Here is an 18108-nt window from a genome sequence, read left to right as displayed (position 1 = left end):
AAAGCACGCTTGGGGCTACACGGACCTGGCCACGATGCAGCAGTGGGCCGAGCGACTTTATCCCGGCCGCGAGACTCACTTCCTGTCGTTAGGTACCCCCATCGCCGGGATCAATGTCGCCGCTCACAACGAATGGTGCATCCAGCAAATCAATCTCGACCCCAATTCTCGCATGAATCGACTGGTGACTCCCTCCTGCTCGGTCCAGCAGATTGAACGGGACATCCGTGAAAAAGGGTTCATCGGGCTGAAGCCATATCGCGTGTTTTCGGTGACCGGCGATATTGCGCAGTGCCGCATTGAAGAATTTCTGCCACATGAGCAACTGGAATTGGCGAACGAACTGGGGCTGTGGGTGACGATGCACCTGTCCCGGTTCCATGGATGCGGGGACGAGGAGAACCTGAAGGACCTGCAGGAGTACACCTGCCGACGCTATCCCAAGGTGAAGTGGATCTTAGCGCATTGCGCTCGCAGTTTTACGTACTGGCCAATTCGCAAGGCGATTGAGCAACTGCGAGAGATGCCCAACATCTGGTACGACGTATCAGCCGTGACGGATGTCCGTCCGATGATCACGCTGTTTACACGTGAAGATCGTCGTCGGATTTTCTATGGTTCTGACGGGGTCGACGCGACCTACTTTCGCGGGCAGTATGCGGCGTTGGGGCGTGCGTGGCAGTATGTCGATACAGATCAGCTCGATATCAAATTCCCCCATTGCGACGGTCGGCCAATCCTGGCGGTCTACGAACAACTCCTTTCGATTAAGCACGCGGCCGAGATTGCTCAATGGTCGCGCGACGATATCGAGCATCTTTTCTGGAAGAATGCGGCAGCGGCGTTCCAGATCCGGTTCAGCGGCGATACCTCGGCGATCTCTGGGGAAGCCGGGTCGCAGACACAAGAAGTCTATCAGCGGGCGAAGCTCAGGATCCCCGGTGGAACTCAGTTGCTCAGCAAGCGGCCTGAGATGTTTGCGCCCGGTCGTTGGCCCGCCTATGCCCGTGAAGCGAAAGGTTGTGAAGTCATCGATCTGGATGGGCGACGGTATATCGACATGACAACCTCCGGAATCGGAGCGTGCCTGCTGGGCTATGCCGACCCTGATGTCACCCAAGCGGTCCAGCAGCGGATTGCGCGGGGTTCGATGTCGTCGCTCAATTCCGCCGAGGAAGTGGAGCTGGCGGATCTGCTGGTCGAGCTTCACCCGTGGGCGGAACAGGTTCGGTATGCGCGTTCGGGAGGCGAATCGATGGCGATTGCCGTTCGAATTGCCCGCGCCGCAACTTCCCGGGACAAAATTGCATTCTGTGGCTATCACGGCTGGTCAGACTGGTACCTTGCCGCGAACGTCACTCCAGGCGGGCCAAATGATGGACTTGGGGCTCACCTCTTGCCCGGTCTTGCGCCGAATGGTGTCCCCAGGGGACTCGCAGGGACGGCTCTTCCCTTTACTTACAACCGGCTGGATGAACTCGAAGATCTGGTCCGAAAGCATGGGGATCAGCTCGCCGCTGTCGTGATGGAACCGACGCGGTCTCATGATCCCGCTCCCGGATTTCTGGAAGGTGTCCGAGATCTTTGTCACCGCTGCGGGGCAGCGCTGGTCTTCGACGAAATCTCGTCAGGATGGCGAATGCATCTGGGCGGCGCGCATCTGAAGTACGGAGTCTTTCCTGATCTGGCCGTATTTGCCAAGGCTATTGGTAATGGTCACCCGATGGCGGCGATCATCGGCCGGCGCGAAGTGATGGACGCGGCTCAGACGTCCTTTATTTCCAGTACGTATTGGACTGAAGGAGTCGGGCCGACGGCGGCACTGGCGACGATCAAAAAACTGAGAAGGGTCGACATCGCATCCCATACCACGCGAATGGGAGGTCTGGTGCGGGACGGCTGGCGGTCGCTGGGGGAACGAACGGGAGTCCCGGTAAAGGTCTCAGGGCATCCCGCACTTCTGCACGTCGGATTTGAGCACGAGCAGGCAGCGGGGCTGGGGACGTTACTGACGGCGAGAATGCTCGACAGAGGTTTCCTCTGCGGGGGTGGTTATTACCCCAGTTTCGCTCATCGAGAGCGGCATTTGGAGGCGTACTTTGCGGCACTGGAACCTGTGTTTGGGGAGCTGGCCGAAACAATCGAGCGTGGTGACGTGACCCGGAGACTGCAGGAAGCGGGAGTTTCCGTGCGGCATTCCGGGTTCGCAAGACTGTCATAGGTGATCTCCGATTGTGATCGCGAGCCTCGCTCGCGTCGCTTTCGGCAAGACTGGCGGCGACCAAAGAAAGCAGGATGGCACACCGATGTCAGGGATGTTGATATGACGACTGAAGTCTTTTGACGTAGGGCCTGGAAGAGAGCGATTGATGATGAGTCACGAATCGGCCAGTCGGCCGGAAACTCAAGTCCGGGAACTGGCTCGAATCATTCGGATGCGAATCCAGTCCGAGCAGTTGGAGGAGGGGGCGCTTTTTATGACAGAAGCGCAGCTGGCTGATGAATATAAAGCCTCTCGCACGGTGACGCGTGAAGCGGTCAGCCGACTGCAGGCGCTGGGGATCCTGGAAGGGCGTAAACGGAAAGGCCTGATCGTCCGGCGGCCGGATCCACTGAGCCTGTTTCAGCACAGTCTTCCCTCACTGGTGACGTCACCGGAAGACTGGCACGACCTGGGACAGTTTCGTTACGCCTTGGAAGTCGGAGCCATTGAACTGGCGATCCGTAACGCGACCGATGAACAGATTGAACGACTGGTGGAAGTCGAGGCCGAACTCGAACAGGCGGTATTGAAGGATCCTGCCTCGCCGGAGTCCGTTGAGCTGGATATCAAATTTCATTCGCTGATTCTGGAGATGACGGGGTCCCGGATGATTGCCGGTATGCAGCAGATTCTGGTGCAGTTCTTTCAAGAGTCACCTCCCACCAATCTGGCCCCTTCGGCGGCCGAGCGAGTATGCTGGGAACATCGTGAGCTGTTGAACGCGATTCGGGACCGGGATGTCGAACGTGCCCGATCAATGATCCGTATTCAGATTCGATCGACGCTCGATTCCGCATCGAGTGTGAGCAGTGGTGAGGCGACGGACGTTTCGCATTAACCGCAACTCGACAGGCTATGGGATGAGTGACCCGGATCAACAAACCGGGATCAACAAACATTGAGTTCGATAGAAGAGAGCCATGAATCATCAATCTTTTCGGAAGTACTCACGACGTGATTTTTTAGTTGCTTCCAGCGTGGGCCTGGCGGTCAGTTCGTTCGGCCGGACGCTTTCGGCAGCATCCACGCCATCCTCGCCGGACCGAAAAGTTGCGAAGTCGACGATCCTGTTTTTCCTGTGCGGGGGGGCGTCGCATCTGGACATGTGGGATTTGAAGCCCAAGGCTCCACTGGAATATCGGGGCCCCTTCCAGCCGATTGCCACGTCGGCGCCCGGAGTGCAGTTGAGTGAGCATCTTCCTCTGCTGGCGCAGCAGGCCCACCATCTGGCTCTGATCAATTCCGTGGGAGCGACGGTCAACACGAATGATCATCACGCTGGGTACTACCACAATCTGACTGGCCATGTGCCGGACCCGACATTTCTGATTCAGGGGAATAATCGCACTCCGTATCCTGATGACTGGCCTTACATGGGAAGTGTGGTTGCATCGCGTCGTCCGCAAAGGCCGGGCCTGCCGAATGCTGTATCGTTGCCTTACAAGCCGAGTCAGGCTCCTTACACGCGGCCCGGCCAGTTCGGTGCCAAGCTGGGAGTGAAGTTCGATCCCTTGTTCGTATACGGTAAAAACGACAATCCGACGGAATTTCAGGCGCCGGACCTGGCGCTGACGACCGGTGTGACCTCCAATCGATTCAGCCAGCGGAATGGCTTATTGTCGGGGCTGGACGCCGCTCGGCGCGATCTGGATCAGTTCGCCAGCGTACATACCTGGAACGATCAGCAGCAGCGCGCGATCTCGCTGTTGTCATCCGCGGCAACGACCCGGGCCTTTGATGTCTCTCACGAGAAGCCAGAGACCATTGCGCGATACGGCAAGACCGTGAATGGAATGAGTCTGCTGGCGGCACGCCGACTGGTGGAAGCAGGGGTTCCCTTTGTTACGGTCTTCTGGTCGGAAGAGAACGATGCCGTAGCGAAGAAGTGTCTGAGTGGCGGTGGTTGGGACACCCATGGCAATAACTTCGGCTGCTTGAAAGAAGACCTGTTGCCCGAGTTCGACCGGGGATTCTCGGCTTTGATTGAGGATCTGGCTGATCGGGGTCTATTGGATGAGACCCTGTTGATGGTTACCAGCGAGATGGGGCGAACTCCGAAAATCGGCGATCCTCGCTCGGGAGGCGTCAAAGGAGCTGGGCGCGACCACTGGACTCACTGCCTCACCGATGTCCTGGCTGGCGGGGGAATTCGAGGTGGTCAAACATTCGGATCGAGCGACCGGTTGGCAGAATATCCTGCCAGCCGACCCGTCACACCCGCGGATGTGACCAAGACCGTCTATCACGCGATGGGGATCGAGAATCTCGAAGCGTTCGACAACCAGGGACGTCCGTTTCATCTCTTGGAAGAGGGACAACCGCTGATTGATCTTTTCTAGGGGAATATTCTGTTCGATCAGGGACAGGGGCCGCGGAAGAGGAGCAGACCTGAATTGGAATCGGGACGGCCCCGGCGACCGCCCCGTGTTAAAAAGCAGACTACGATTCTTGCTCTGGTGTGTCTTTGTCTTCCTGCTCAGCAGGGACGACCTCGTCAATACCATCGTCCAGCCAGCCGAGGATGTCGCCTGTTTTGATCGGGCTATCTGCAAGCTTCTCGATCGTGACGACCCGGCCCGACATTTCTGACAGGATGTCAAACGTCACTGCCGGGATTCTGAGTTCGACAATAAAGTCGCCCGCCAGGATCAGGTCCCCCTCGTCCACCAGCCAGCCACTGACGCAGAGTGGCTCGTTTTCACAGCGCAGATCGGGAACAAGGATAGGAATGCGCATGTGATCTCATTTCCTGGGGCGAAAGGCTTTAATACGTGTTTCATCCGTCGTCAGAAAGGGGCCTTCCAGCAGATCGATACAGTAGGGAATCGCGGGAAAAACGGCGTCGAGGCATTCCTGAATCGCGCGTGGCTGACCCGGCAGGTTGACAATCAGAGCTTGGCCGCAGATGCCTGCTGTCTGGCGCGACAAGATCGCGGTGGGAACTTTTTCCAGTGACACTTTCCGCATGAGTTCACCGAAGCCCGGCATCATCTTTTCGCAGACCGCCTCGGTCGCTTCGGGAGTTACGTCGCGCAGGGCGGGCCCGGTTCCCCCGGTGGTGATCACCAGACAACACTCTTCACGGGTGCACAGTTCACGCAGGGTTTCTTCGATAACAGGTCGTTCATCAGGAATGACTCGGTCGATGTGTTCGAAGGGGCTGGTGAGCACATTGCTGAGATACTCGCGGATGGCAGGGCCACCTTTGTCTTCGTATTCTCCCCGGCTGGCTCGATCAGATACGGTCACAATTCCGATGCGGATGGCCTTCATGCGAATGCTTTGATTTTCTATCTCGAGTAAAAAATGATCGGTCACTGACCATGATTGGTCACTGACACAGGGCAGTGCACAGCAGCAGATCAAGTGCCAGCGTGAACTGGACTCGGGCCGACGAACCGAGCCTCGCCAGCGAGTATTACAGGCTGACTTCCGGGGCGTTGATCAGTTCTTCATGTCCCCGAAGCTCATTGATTTTGCGTTTGACCGCTTTTCGGAGTTCCATCCACTGGTTCACTGCGGTGTGAAACTCTTCCGACACCTCTGCCAGTGCAGATTGTGACTGCGATCCATCTGCCATTGTTCTCTGCAGTTCGATGATGGCGGGTTCGAGCTTTTGTTTCAAGAACTCGATACACCCTTTGGACAAGCGTTCGATCTCCTCCGCGAGATGCTTGACTTCGTGTCGGTCGTCGTAGCGTTCGGCTTCAGAAAGCTCTCGCATCATCGTCACTTGAGAATTCGATTGACGCGATTCGGCGTTGACCAGACGACCGAAGGGGTTTTCGTCATGTTTTGCGGCGTTCGATGCCCGTTCGGCTCGCTTTAATCCTTCGCGGGCTTTGTCAAAATCCGGGCGAACTTCCAGAGCCTTCTTGAAGTAGATGATGGCCATCGGGAGGTTGCCGGAATCCGCATAGAGATTCGCGAGATTCTGATACCCTTCAGCAAACTTGGGATTCAATCGAGTTGCTTCTCGATAGGCCGAAATCGCGAGCTGCAACTTATTCTGCTTTCGCTGTGCAATTCCCAGATTGAAGTAGGCTTCGACGCAACGCTTATCTTTCTGAATGGCCTTGCTCAAAACTTCGACCGCTTTCTGATGTTCCTTCATCCGATTGTAGATTGCTCCCAGGTTCGTCAGGTGACGTGCCTCCTGCGGTTGCAGCAGTGTCAGCTTGAGGAAGCGGTCTACGGAGGTGGCAAGGTCCCCTTCGAGGTAGGCAATTGTCGCAATCCCTTCATGAGCATCAATGCAGTCGGGGTCGACCTCAATCGCTTTGTCGTAAAGCTCTTTGGCCTGTTTAAGCTGCTCGAGCTGCAGGCAGTCGCTTGCCAGTTTGCAGAGTCCCTGGGCTTTGGCATTACTCATGTTGAAGAACCTCTGCCATTCGATGACTGGACTTGAGTTCACAGAACACAACATGCACGAGCTGACTGTGCAGAGATCACGCTGCGAAGCCTGCTCGGATCGGTGGCAACTTGATTCAGGGCGAAAAGTCAGGAGGAGTCGTTTTGAGTGGTGTGCGATTATAGAGCGAGTGCGCGCGATTCGTCAAAACGAGATCAAATATCGCTGATGCGAATTTGCGAGCTCGGGCGAGAGCGGAGGGGTTCCCGGGACGGAATTGATTTCACTGGATGACGAAACCCGGCGGCTTATCGAGTGAAGAGATTGGCGGTGTGGGATCCGGGAGGGGAACACTCAGCGTCCTGGCTGTCCCCTTGTTATCACTGTACGGCAGCTTGCACCAGTATGTCGGTCAGACGTGCGAGTCAGGGCTCGACAGTCATTCCAGTTCTTCTTCGAGGTCATCGTCATCGGTCGAGCGCATACTCAGCGAGATGGCTTCCAGCACTTTGCGAGTCTGTTCCAGTTCGTGATCCGTTCCCTGGTAAAGGACCAGAATGGTCTGGTCACTCGTTTGGAACGCCCTGAGGCACGCCGAGTTGATCAGGTCGTAGCACTCGAAATCGAGATCACGTCCGAGTGCGGGGAATCCGCAGAAGCTGCCCACGACATCGACGACATCGATTCCCTCGTAGTCCTGTTCGAATGCGGCCGAGACCGTGTTCAGCACCTCCTCGGGATCGGGCCGGGAAGGGAAGATCACGGCCGTCCAGAACGATGTTCCGGGGCTTTGCACAGTGATGGTCACTTCTTCATCGCTGGCTTGCTCATCCAGGCTCCAGGTGGAAGGGAACTGGAACTGAATGCCGAACTTGCTGTAGTCGTTGAGCTTGCTCGAGGGGGCAGCGTGGCCGCACGTTTCATGATCGTGATGGTCGTGGCCGCACCGATGCTGTGGTTCACTCAAACGGGGATCTCCCAATGCCTGATCTAGAGACTTTGCAATTCCGCAGCGCGAGAGACGACTGCGGGGAGTACCGGGAAGAGTGAATCAAGGGTTGTTCCGATTTCACGATTCGAGTACCTTGGTCTTACACTAATGGTGAGACAGTCAGGCGGCAAGCGGCCTCGTAAGAGATTTCGCTGCTCGACTCTATTTCAAGAATGGGCTAGCTGGGGGACATTCATTCAACTCCGGTAGCATCTGCTTTTCGGAGTTCTTCCGAAGTCCAAACAGCGTAAGAAGAGGAGATAATTGTGGCGTCTGTTCGAGCTGAAGGTGTTGCGGAAGCGCTGTTTGAACTGAAACGACTGGACAAACTGGCGACTTACACACAAGTCGCGACTCGGGCTGGATTCAAGCCCGGCGCGGGTGGCCGAACGCTGATGACATGCCTGGCGGCTGTTCAACGAGACTGGCCCCACCTGCACTGGTGGAGAGCAATTCCCGATGATCGGATGCTCGCCAAAGAATCGGAGCACGCCAAACAACTGATCTCCAGCGGGTACGAAGTCTCTGCCGCTGAAGGGCGCAAGGATATGGTTACGGTCGTGACCATGGATGATACCCTCTTCTCATGGGAAACCCACGTTGTGGCCTGAGGTCTCGTCTGGCGTGAGATGCCTCTACGGCACAATCTCGCCTGACATGCAGGCGGGTTTCTGCAACAATTGATCACAGCCCGACGGCTTGAATCCGTCGGGCTGTTTGTCTTGAATCAACCCTTTCGCCGTCCGAAGACCCTTACAAATTATTCAGGAATCAGGGCATATGACCGGTTCGCTCGACACCCTGCTGGATTCAGCCGACGCAACATTGTGGGAAGTAGTGACGACAGGTGAAGGTCCCCAGGGATCGCTTCCACTGACAGAAGAGATGTTGCTGAACTCACCCAGCGGCGATCTGTTCGGGCTGACTCAGAATGCCGGGATGGGCTGGAATCCGTCAGAACTCCTGCGGAAGCAGTTTCTGATTCTCAGTACGCAAGGGGGAATTCGCGGCGAAGACGGTAAGCCAATCGCACTCGGCTATCACACTGGCCATTACGAAGTCGGTCTGCTGATGCAGGCTGCTGCCGAAGAACTGAAGCGGCTCGAGACACTGCCCTTTGCCGCCTATGTCAGCGATCCGTGCGACGGACGCTCACAAGGAACGGTGGCCATGATGGACAGTCTGGCTTACCGGAACGATGCCGCAGTTGTATTGAAGCGGTTGATCCGCTCATTGCCGACGCGACGGGGAGTGATCGGGGTTGCGACCTGTGATAAGGGGCTTCCCGCCATGATGCTCGCGCTGGCGGCGCAAGATCAGCTCCCCTGTGTCATCGTCCCTGGCGGCGTCACGCTTCCTCCCGCGGTGGGGGAAGATGCGGGGAAAGTCCAGACGATCGGTGCCCGTTTCTCACATGGTGAAATCACCCTCGAAGAGGCTTCGGATGCGGGTTGCCGCGCCTGTGGTTCACCGGGAGGGGGCTGTCAGTTTCTGGGGACCGCCGCCACCGCCCAGGTCGTTGCCGAAGCACTAGGGATGGCGCTGCCACACTCCGCATTGTCACCTTCGGGACAGCCCATCTGGCTGGATATTGCGCGTCGATCGGCACGTGCCGTCTTTGAAATGGAACGCATGGGTAAAACCACGCGTGATATTCTCACTGCTGATGCACTGCATAACGCGATGGTGGTTCATGCAGCCTGCGGTGGCTCAACGAATCTCTTGCTGCATATTCCCGCGATCGCTTTCGAGGCCAAACTCAAGCGGCCGACCGTCGAAGACTGGATCCGACTGAATCGGCAGGTGCCGCGACTGGTTGACTGCCTGCCGAATGGTCCGGTCGGCCATCCGACGGTGCGATTCTTCCTGGCGGGTGGAGTACCTGAAGTGATGCTCCACTTGCGAGAACTTGGCTTGCTCAAACTCGACGCAATGACGGTTGCCGGCAAGTCGCTGGGTGACGTACTTGAATGGTGGGAGCGTTCCGAGCGGCGTGTTCGTCTTCGCGAACTCCTTGTGGCTCGCGATGGGGTTGATCCCGACACGGTAGTCATGTCTCCCAAGGCCGCTCGTGAGCATGGATTGACGAGCACTGTCACGTTCCCGGTGGGAAACATTGCTCCTGAAGGCTCCGTCATTAAGAGCACCGCGATCGACAAAAGCGTGGTCGATTCCGACGGAGTCTATCGCAAGACAGGGCCGGCTCGTGTGTTTACCTCAGAACGTGCTGCCATTGCCGCGATCAAAGGTCGCCCGCTGCGGACACCGAAAGAGGGAACTGCTGCTGCACTGCGAAGTGCAGGGGGAGTTCCCACAGAAAATCTGGCCCCGATCAAGGAAGGGGACGTGATCGTCCTGATGTGCCGTGGTCCGATGGGCTGCGGTATGGAAGAGACATATCAGATCACTTCGGCGCTCCGTTATTTGCCCTTTGGGAAGCATGTGGCCCTGATCACGGATGCCCGGTTCTCAGGTGTCTCGACCGGTGCCTGTATCGGTCATGTCGGCCCGGAAGCGCTGGACGGCGGTCCGATTGGAAAGCTGCGGGACGGTGACCTGATTCAGATCGAGATCGACACCCGCAATCTGACCGGATCACTCAACTTCGTCGGGACCGACGGCTGTGAAGTGACCCCGGAAGAAGGGGGGATGATCCTGGCGGAACGCCAGCCGACACTTCCACTTCATGCTGATCCGAATCTGCCACCGGAAACAAGGCTCTGGGCATTGCTGCAGCGGGCCGGGGGAGGAACCTGGGCGGGGTGTGTTTATGACGTTGATAAAATCGCGGCCGCGCTGGAAGCGGGATTGGCGAGTCAGGAATGAGCGGTACTGTCTACCTGATTGATACGTTCTCGTTGATGTTCCAGGTGTTTCACGCAATCCCGCCGATGACCAGTCCGGCGGGATTGCCGACGAACGCCGTGTTCGGCTTCAGTCGAGATCTCATCACGCTGTTGAAGGTACATCAGCCGGCATGGCTGATCTGCGCGATGGACTCATCAGGTCCCGGGACACGCGACGCTCTCTATTCTCAGTATAAAGCGAACCGCAAGGAGATGCCGGAAGACCTTCGGCCGCAGGTTGAACTGCTGAAGGAAGTCATCCGGGCATTCAATCTTCCGCTGATCGAGATGTCCGGCTGGGAAGCGGATGATGTCATCGCGACGCTAACCCGACAGGCCGTGGAACAGGGGCACCAGGTCCGGATTGTCACGAGTGACAAGGATGCACGGCAGCTGCTTGGCCCGCAGGTGCAGCTCTACAACATTCGCAAAAACAGATATCTGAATGAGGAAGGCCTGCTGCTCGACTGGGGAATCCGCCCCGATCAGGTGGTCGACTTTCAGTCTCTTGTGGGCGATGCGATCGACAATGTTCCCGGCGTGCCGCTCGTCGGTCCTAAGAAAGCGGCTGGGATGCTCAAGGAATTTGGCACGCTCGAGAATGTTCTCGCCAATGCGGATAAGGCGGCCGGGGCGAAGTTGCGCGAGAATCTGAAAACGTATGCGGACCAGGCATATCTCAGTCGTCAACTTGTTCGCCTCAACCAGCAACTTCCCATCGACTTTTCCTGGGATCCAGCCCAGCGACTGTCACCGGATGTCGGACGGCTTCAGGAAATGTTTCGCCGGTTTGGTTTCCGTCGGCTGATCGATGAGGTCGCTCAGTTCGCTCCCCCCGCTGCGAAACCGGAAGTGAGTCCGAATAGAGGATCCGCCGGAGTGGCCTCCAGAAAGGCCAGTCCCGCTGGGAAGGGACAACGGTCTCTCTTCGACGATGATGAGCCTCTGCCGGAAGAACCACTGCCGGAGTCGGGCGAAGCAATCCTGGAAACGAGTGAGACGGATATCCCCGACCCACTCGTGCCGGGTGGTGGGCCTGACCCTGTCTCGCGCGTGTGGCACATAATTGACACGAACGAGACATTCGAAAAATTTCTTGAACTGCTGCGTGGCGTCTCCCGCTTTTGCGTCGATCTGGAAACAACGCATATCGATTCGATGCGTGCCGAAATCATCGGCTGGGCGTTCAGTTGGATCCCGGGAATTGGATATTACCTTCCCGTGCGCGGTCCGGCAGAAAGTCGACTGCTCGATCCGGATCAAACCCTTGAAGCGCTGCGCCCGATCTTCACGAACCCTGATGTTGAGATCATCAATCAGAATCTGAAGTACGATCTGACAGTGCTGAGCCGTGCCCAACTGAAGGTCGCGCCCGAGCAGATCGGTGTCGACACAATGGTGGCGGATTACCTGCTCGACGCCGGGGCCCGTTCGCACAGTCTGGAAGTGCTGATCTCGAAGTATTTAGGAATTGATTCGATTCCCATCTCGGATCTGATCGGAACGGGCAAGCAGCAAAAGAATATGATCGACATCCCCGTCGATAAAGTTGCTGAGTATGCGTCGGAGGATGCCGATCTCACCTGGCGACTTGCCGACATTCTGACAGAGCAATTGAAAAAAGAAGGTCTGTTCGATCTGTACTGGGATCTGGAAAGACCGCTGATTTCAATTCTGTCCGAGATGGAACAGATGGGGATTCGCGTGGATGCGGCGGAGCTTCAGCGGCAAAGCGAGGCCATCACTGAACGTCTGAAAGAGACGATCAAGGAAATCTACGAAATCGCCACGCACGAATTTAATATCGACTCGCCGATCCAACTGCGAAAAGTTCTGTTCGAAGAGCTGCAGCTTCCTGTGCGGAAGAAGACCAAGACAGGGCCCAGCACCGACCAGGAAGTGCTGGAAGAACTGGCACTGATTCATCCCCTTCCCGCAAAGATCACCGAGCACCGGCAACTTTCCAAGTTGAAAGGAACGTATCTCGACGCTCTTCCCGAACTGATTCACCCCGTCACGGGCCGCATTCATTGTTCGTTCAATCAGGTCGTGGCTGCCACCGGGCGATTGAGTTCCAGTGACCCGAATCTGCAAAACATCCCGATTCGAACGTCCGAAGGTCGCCAGATCCGGCGTGCCTTTATTCCGGGGGCTCCGGGATGGAAGCTGGTCTGTGCGGACTACTCGCAAATCGAATTGCGGGTGCTCGCCCATTTCAGCCTGGACGAAGCGCTGATCAAAGCGTTCGAGCAGGGCATTGACATCCATTCGGCTGTTGCTGCGGATGTCTATGGAGTCCCGCTGGCAGAAGTCACATCCGATCAGAGGCGCGTGGCCAAGGCCGTCAACTTCGGCGTGATCTACGGTCAAAGCCCGTTCGGATTGGCGGCCGTATTGGGAATCGAGAAAGATGTTGCCGCAGCATTTATCGGCCACTACTTCGAGACCTATGACGGCGTTCGTCGATTTATCGACGAGACCATTGAATCATGTCGCACGACCGGGTTTGCGAAAACCATTCTCGGCCGACGGCGGGCGATCGAAGGGATTCGTCCGGTGCGTGGTGCGAACATGAGTATGCCCGAGCGGACCGCCATCAATACGGTGATCCAGGGATCCGCCGCCGATTTGATTAAGCGGGCCATGATCCAGGTTCAGTCGCGGTTGAAACGAGAGCAGCATCGAGGACGAATGCTACTTCAGATTCACGACGAACTGGTCTTCGAGGCGCCGCAAGAGGATGTCGCCTCATTGGTCGACCTGGTTCGATACGAGATGGAGCACGCTATGCAATTGCGGGTTCCGCTCGTCGTTGATATCTCCGCGGGTGATAACTGGCTAGACCAGGATTCCGTTTAACCCGAAGACGTTCACCGGATCAACGCCCCCTGCGTGAAGCGGTAATTTACGCGAGGGGCCGAGGGGGCAAGTTTTCGCCAAGCCTGCGACTCAGTCAATGAGGTTGACTCGCAGGCTCAGCAGGGATCTCGAGGTAGAGCAGGTCCATCGCGCTGTAAGCGGAGGACCTGCTCCTCTGGGATAAAACCCTTCGGATCTCACCGCAGTTGTGACCTCACCGTGGCATTGGTGCTCACTTGGAAAGTTCGCGGACAAAGATGTTCGCGAATTCGATGGGGTCTCCATGGTGCTGCAGCGCCAGGGGGCCGCGTTCCGCGATTCCGGGAAGCTGGGCGTTCTCAATTACGAGTTTGCCGTTCAGCCGCACCGTCAGGCGATCCCCTCGCAACGTAATGTAGAACCGATTCCATTCGCCGATGGGGTTGTCGGCGACGATCTTCGGTGTGACGCCAGAACGAACTTCCGCCGGCTGCGCCGCATCGGTTCGATAGCCGTAGACTTCGCCGCTTCCGCAAGGACGGCACCACATATTGACCTGGCTTTTACTGCTTCCTCGCAGGTAGATCCCACTGTCTCCCGCGTCATCGACTTCGATTTCCACCGGCTTGCCATCGGTTCCGATCTCTTCGAGTCCGCTGGGCAGGATCTTCGGCCATTTCCGTTTCACGGGTGTGCCAGTCCAGCGCCAGTCACAGATCATCTCGAGATCGCCAAACTCTTGCTCGGTCCACAGGCTGGGATCTTCCGCATCGGACTTTCCGTCGTAGATCAATTTCCAGTCCGACGGCTCCCAGTGTCCCTGATGCTTTTCTGTCGCCTTCCAACCGGTGAGGTCAAGGCCCGTATAGAGTGACTGGAATCCGGTTGCTTCCAGTGCAATTTCTTCGGGCTTTGGATTTGTGGAAGGGAGTTCCTTGATTCGGACATTCTTGAAATGGCACTCCGAGCCTTCGGATTCCAGGCAGAGATAACCCTTACGAGGTGTGCAGCCGGTCCCCCCCGAGACTTCCTTGCCGTTGACTTCCAGCTTGATCGTGCCGTTATTGCAGGTAACCCGGTAGTGGTTCCATTCAGGGGACGGCTTGCAGCGTTTTTCACTGGGAAGGCATCGTTCCCAGCCCCCCGGATGAATTCGGTCCGGCTTCATGCGGGCTCCCCAAATCGGAAAGATATCGCCGTGGCTGGTGTAGTTAGCCGTTTCATGCCCGTCCAGAATCTGTACTTCGACCCCGCGCGAGAAGGGGACGCCGATATGCGTGATCGGGTCGGCCCAGACGAACAGACCAGCGTTTCCGCCCGCTTTCATGTGTCGCCAGTCGAGTTCGATGATGAAGTTCTCGTACATTTTCTCGGTGCGCAAGGTCCCGGTAGGGACACCGGTGCTCACGATGATCCCATCTTTGACACTGAATGTGGACGGGGCGACATTCACAGGGACCCAGCCCGTCAGATCCTGGCCGTTGAACAGAGGCTTGAAGCCATCTTCGTCTGAAGCAAGTAGTGGATTCGACAGGCAGAGACACAGCATCAGGCAGAGGCGACGCATGGTGAGATCCTGGTGGTAAGTGGTGAATTCGTATCAGAGGGTGTCAGTTGCACGAACCAGAATGACTAAAGATTGTCGGACGAACTTAACAGGCGATTAACTACATCGTTCCGCGACCGGGGCGCGGCGAAGTTGCATCGATGGTGACGGGCTTTGGATAATCGTCAGGCTGTTTCGCTCCGCGTGATCGCCCAAACGCGGACGGTCGTTCAATCGCCAGATCAATGGCTTCCGTGGTGAGCCAGGGGCGGGACATGTCAGTCTCCGTCGGAACGACCAACTGCATCGGTACGACGACAGTGAAGCGGCTTCCTTTACCGAATTCACTTTGCAGCCCGATGCCTCCGCCCAGCAGTTTCGAAAGTTCACGGGTGATGGACAGCCCCAGCCCCGTTCCTTCGAATTCGCGGGTGAGTGGGTCATGGCCCCCCGCAACGGTGGATCCCTGTCGGAATTTTTCGAAGATCCGTTCCTGATCTTCCAGAGGAATTCCAATTCCCGTGTCTTCCACGGTCAGAACCAGCCGGTCTCCCTGGCGAGAAGCACGGACACGAACCCGGCCCCCTTCCGGCGTGAACTTGATCGCATTCGACAGGAGGTTGTTCAGAATCTGCTGCAGTTTGCCCACGTCCTGGAAAACGGGGGGAAGATCGGGTTCGATATCCCAGCTCAGATCCAGGTTCTTCTTTTCAGCAATCGGCATCATGGCCCCGACGACACGATCAACCAGTTCAACAACGGACGTGTTGACGGGGTGCAGTTCCATTTTGCCGCTTTCAATCTTGGCGAGATCGAGAACGTCGGTGATCAGGCTGAGCAGCGTGCGACCTGAAGATAGGATGTGAGCCACGAACCGCTGCTGCTTTTCACTCAGATTTCCGGGGTTCGTCATCAGCACTTCACTGAATCCAAGAATTGAGTTCAGTGGAGTTCTCAGCTCATGACTCATCGTTGCCAGAAATTCGTTCTTCAGATTATTCAGCTCGAAGAGTCTCAGGTTCGCCTGTGCCAGCTCATCGACTTTCCGTTCAAAGCCGCGATTGAGCTTCTGTAAATCTTCCTGAACTGTCGTCAGGTGACGCAACATGCGATTGAACGCCTGGCTCAGTTCTTCAAATTCGTCACCAGTGCGGATGTCGGCACGTTGCTCCAGGTCACCTCTCGTAATCGCGTCGCTGACCTCTTTCAGGTGGAGTACCGGCTTTACAATGACGTAGCGAACAATGACGTAAGTTGCGAACCACGCCAGGGCCGTCGTGATGATCGCCGTGGCCAGCAGCACAGCATTGTTCCAACTGATATCCCGATTGATCTTGGCGAGCGGGTACGAGATTTTGACGATCCCCAAGACATCGTTCTCTTTGAGGTTGGGGTTCTGGTTGTGCTGGACATGGCAATCCAGGCAGAACGTTTTCGCTTTGACTGGGGCATAGTACAGGAACTGAGGAATATCCTTTTCGAGAGTGACCTCCGTTGGCCATTCACTCAGCGCATTCGGGTTGGTCGGAGAGAGTCGCTGAATCGCCTCATGGTCCACTTTTTCGATGGGGCGTGACGCAGCGTCACTGATGTCAGACGATTTCAGTAACGCCCAACTTTGCTCTTTTTGAGTCTCTGGTTTCAGATCGCGAACCATCACGGCAAAGTTGCGATGTTCGGCCGACTTGCGGTCGAAATACTCGGCATGCTTTGCCACGATCGCGGTGGGAACCAGGTTGCGCGCGACCTCGAGGTTCTGTTGCGAAATGATTTTCTGGGTCTGCTTGGAATAGAAATAAAAGCTTCCCGAGATCAGCAGCAGCAGGCCTCCACCAAAGAGCAGGCGGCACTTTCGTTCGAGGCTTGTTTCCCCCAGCAGACGCTTCAACGTTCGATACGACATGTCGATTCCATCCTCACTGACGAATTCGGCACGGGCTGAACCGCAGGATCCCACCCGCCGTCAGATCGCTCGAAGTTCCGTGAACTCGATTTTGCGTGAATTAGAGTCTGAATTGCCATACCGGGTAAAGGTCGCCGCTGTTTCTGCGCATGGGAAATTACGTTTTACAACTCGGCTGCCCCCGGTTCCGCGTGGGCCGGTCAGATGCCACGTTAGATTCTGCTGTCGCAAAACAGCGAGTGGACCTGCCTCAACCTCGAAAAAGGAGTCGCCGCGCTGAGTTGAGTGGGAATGAAGAGGCCAATTGCTTGAATGAATTGAACACACCGACACGCGCGGGAAAGGGGAGATTTCACGTTCGTTGAAGGAAATTCGACGGTCCGCTGACGGTACGCACTCTGTCCCGATCAAGCGAATGAGTGGCAATCTCGCTTGCGAGAGGGTTAGAGTGATTGCCGAGTGTGACACTACACACGGTGACCCAGAACAACTCTCAGACAGCGAGCGGAGGAACAGCAGATGATCGAGATCCTTTCAGGGGTTCCCGAACACACGGTCGGGTTCAAAATCAGCGGCAAGCTGCACGATGAGGATTACAAGACGTTCGTTCCCCTGGTCGATGCGGAGATTGCCAAAGAAGGAAAAGTGAATTTACTAGTTCAGTTCCATGATTTTCACGGCTGGGATCTAGCCGCATTGTGGGACGATATCCAGTTCGCAACGACACATTGCACAAAAATCCAGCGAATCGCGATCGTCGGTGAGAAGTCCTGGGACAAATGGATGGCCCGCATTTGCAAGCCGTTCACGATGGCCAAAATCCAATATTTTGAAGTGGCGGAACTGGATGCTGCCAAGTCATGGCTGAATCAGGCCTGATCCAATGCAGTCCTCGCCTCGATCTGACAGCAGTCAGATCTACGGAAAAACAGGTCTGGATCGAGCATGAAGGCATAGAAGAGGACGAGAAGCCTCGCAAGTTGGTGCAGCTTCCCGTCCTCATTCTCAGGCTGTAAGTTCGCTGGCTGCGGAAATGGGCTGCGACGTTGCCGGATTGTGCCGAATTGACGGCGTGTACGGCCATTCTTGAATCATTTCGTTGTGGCCACGATGTGAATTTCCGGAATAACCCGCAAATTGCGCTCGACTCGCTCCTGATGCCGATTCATCAGACAGGGACCCTCACATCCTTCGGCGATCATTTCCGATAGACAGCGACGCAGGCTTCGCATTCGGTACGCGGAATAGGCGGACCCTGCACAGGGATGGTGTCTGATTGATAGCAGGGACGCTGATCGATGCGATGCTTCTATGGAAAACCCGCGCGGATATTCGGATTCTGGCTCACACTGGTCGTGGCCATTGAACCC

Annotated in this window: 13 protein-coding genes; 7 read left to right on the top strand and 6 right to left on the bottom strand. The window is 56.5% G+C overall.

Annotated features, from left to right (window positions below; translation table 11 throughout):
• The 3 genes from VGE80_RS23810 to VGE80_RS23800 all read left to right on the top strand — a co-directional run.
• Nucleotides 1–2221, top strand: a 2221-nt coding sequence (locus VGE80_RS23810) for an aminotransferase class III-fold pyridoxal phosphate-dependent enzyme (protein ID WP_440594383.1), incomplete at its 5' end; no start/stop codon positions are given.
• A gap of 148 nt (nt 2222–2369) precedes the next feature.
• Complete coding sequence (locus VGE80_RS23805; RefSeq protein WP_440594382.1) at nt 2370–3101, top strand: FadR/GntR family transcriptional regulator; 732 nt, start codon at nt 2370–2372, stop codon at nt 3099–3101.
• A gap of 82 nt (nt 3102–3183) precedes the next feature.
• A complete protein-coding gene (locus VGE80_RS23800; RefSeq protein WP_440594381.1) occupies nt 3184–4602 on the top strand; it encodes a DUF1501 domain-containing protein in 1419 nt (472 codons plus the stop codon).
• A 100-nt stretch (nt 4603–4702) separates the two neighbouring features.
• Here VGE80_RS23800 and VGE80_RS23795 read toward each other — a convergent pair whose 3' ends face one another.
• The 4 genes from VGE80_RS23795 to VGE80_RS23780 form a co-directional block, all read right to left on the bottom strand.
• The gene (locus tag VGE80_RS23795; RefSeq protein WP_373651751.1) at nt 4703–4999 is read right to left on the bottom strand and encodes a biotin/lipoyl-containing protein; all 297 of its coding nucleotides are present in this window, start codon (nt 4997–4999) and stop codon (nt 4703–4705) included.
• A 6-nt stretch (nt 5000–5005) separates the two neighbouring features.
• Nucleotides 5006–5536: a molybdopterin adenylyltransferase gene (gene mog, locus VGE80_RS23790; RefSeq protein WP_373651752.1), complete on the bottom strand. Its 531-nt coding sequence runs from the start codon at nt 5534–5536 to the stop codon at nt 5006–5008.
• A gap of 145 nt (nt 5537–5681) precedes the next feature.
• Nucleotides 5682–6635, bottom strand: coding sequence for a tetratricopeptide repeat protein (locus VGE80_RS23785; RefSeq protein ID WP_373651753.1), 954 nt, complete (start codon nt 6633–6635; stop codon nt 5682–5684).
• 418 nt (nt 6636–7053) lie between these two features.
• Nucleotides 7054–7581, bottom strand: a complete 528-nt coding sequence (locus VGE80_RS23780; RefSeq protein WP_373651754.1) for a hypothetical protein — start codon at nt 7579–7581, stop codon at nt 7054–7056.
• Nucleotides 7582–7871: 290 nt separating this feature from the next.
• Here VGE80_RS23780 and VGE80_RS23775 point away from each other — a divergent pair, with 290 nt between their 5' ends.
• The 3 genes from VGE80_RS23775 to polA all read left to right on the top strand — a co-directional run bounded on the left by VGE80_RS23775 (nt 7872) and on the right by polA (nt 13310).
• Nucleotides 7872–8216, top strand: a complete 345-nt coding sequence (locus VGE80_RS23775; RefSeq protein WP_373651755.1) for a hypothetical protein — start codon at nt 7872–7874, stop codon at nt 8214–8216.
• A 169-nt stretch (nt 8217–8385) separates the two neighbouring features.
• On the top strand, nt 8386–10431 hold the full coding sequence (locus VGE80_RS23770; RefSeq protein ID WP_397570272.1) for a YjhG/YagF family D-xylonate dehydratase: 2046 nt from the start codon (nt 8386–8388) through the stop codon (nt 10429–10431).
• The gene (gene polA, locus VGE80_RS23765) at nt 10428–13310 is read left to right on the top strand and encodes a DNA polymerase I (RefSeq protein WP_440594380.1); all 2883 of its coding nucleotides are present in this window, start codon (nt 10428–10430) and stop codon (nt 13308–13310) included. The genes VGE80_RS23770 and polA overlap by 4 nt, the downstream gene beginning before the upstream one ends.
• Nucleotides 13311–13542: 232 nt before the next feature.
• On the opposite strand, the gene VGE80_RS23760 is transcribed toward polA, so the two are convergent.
• Together VGE80_RS23760 and VGE80_RS23755 are read right to left on the bottom strand one after the other, a co-directional pair.
• Nucleotides 13543–14856, bottom strand: a complete 1314-nt coding sequence (locus VGE80_RS23760; protein WP_440594379.1) for a 3-keto-disaccharide hydrolase — start codon at nt 14854–14856, stop codon at nt 13543–13545.
• Nucleotides 14857–14956: 100 nt separating this feature from the next.
• A complete protein-coding gene (locus VGE80_RS23755) occupies nt 14957–16738 on the bottom strand; it encodes an ATP-binding protein (protein ID WP_373651759.1) in 1782 nt (593 codons plus the stop codon).
• Between the two features lie 519 nt (nt 16739–17257).
• Here VGE80_RS23755 and VGE80_RS23750 point away from each other — a divergent pair.
• Nucleotides 17258–17617 (top strand): STAS/SEC14 domain-containing protein, encoded by a 360-nt coding sequence (locus VGE80_RS23750; RefSeq protein WP_440594378.1) that lies wholly within the window; start codon nt 17258–17260, stop codon nt 17615–17617.
• Nucleotides 17618–18108: the final 491 nt, after the last annotated feature.

The organism is Schlesneria sp. (genome assembly GCF_036405755.1).
Classification (GTDB): domain Bacteria; phylum Planctomycetota; class Planctomycetia; order Planctomycetales; family Planctomycetaceae; genus Schlesneria; species Schlesneria sphaerica.
Note: the sequence above shows the minus strand (reverse complement) of the source record. Positions and strands in the feature narration are given on the sequence as shown.

Excerpts from the sequence above, each read along its gene's own strand:
- VGE80_RS23805 (WP_440594382.1), top strand. The coding sequence starts at position 2,370 with ATGATGAGTCACGAATCGGCCAGTCGGCCGGAAACTCAAGTCCGGGAA.
- VGE80_RS23800 (WP_440594381.1), top strand. The coding sequence starts at position 3,184 with ATGAATCATCAATCTTTTCGGAAGTACTCACGACGTGATTTTTTAGTT.
- VGE80_RS23795 (WP_373651751.1), bottom strand. The coding sequence starts at position 4,999 with ATGCGCATTCCTATCCTTGTTCCCGATCTGCGCTGTGAAAACGAGCCA.
- mog (WP_373651752.1), bottom strand. The coding sequence starts at position 5,536 with ATGAAGGCCATCCGCATCGGAATTGTGACCGTATCTGATCGAGCCAGC.
- VGE80_RS23785 (WP_373651753.1), bottom strand. The coding sequence starts at position 6,635 with ATGAGTAATGCCAAAGCCCAGGGACTCTGCAAACTGGCAAGCGACTGC.
- VGE80_RS23770 (WP_397570272.1), top strand. The coding sequence starts at position 8,386 with ATGACCGGTTCGCTCGACACCCTGCTGGATTCAGCCGACGCAACATTG.
- polA (WP_440594380.1), top strand. The coding sequence starts at position 10,428 with ATGAGCGGTACTGTCTACCTGATTGATACGTTCTCGTTGATGTTCCAG.
- VGE80_RS23760 (WP_440594379.1), bottom strand. The coding sequence starts at position 14,856 with ATGCGTCGCCTCTGCCTGATGCTGTGTCTCTGCCTGTCGAATCCACTA.
- VGE80_RS23755 (WP_373651759.1), bottom strand. The coding sequence starts at position 16,738 with ATGTCGTATCGAACGTTGAAGCGTCTGCTGGGGGAAACAAGCCTCGAA.
- VGE80_RS23750 (WP_440594378.1), top strand. The coding sequence starts at position 17,258 with ATGATCGAGATCCTTTCAGGGGTTCCCGAACACACGGTCGGGTTCAAA.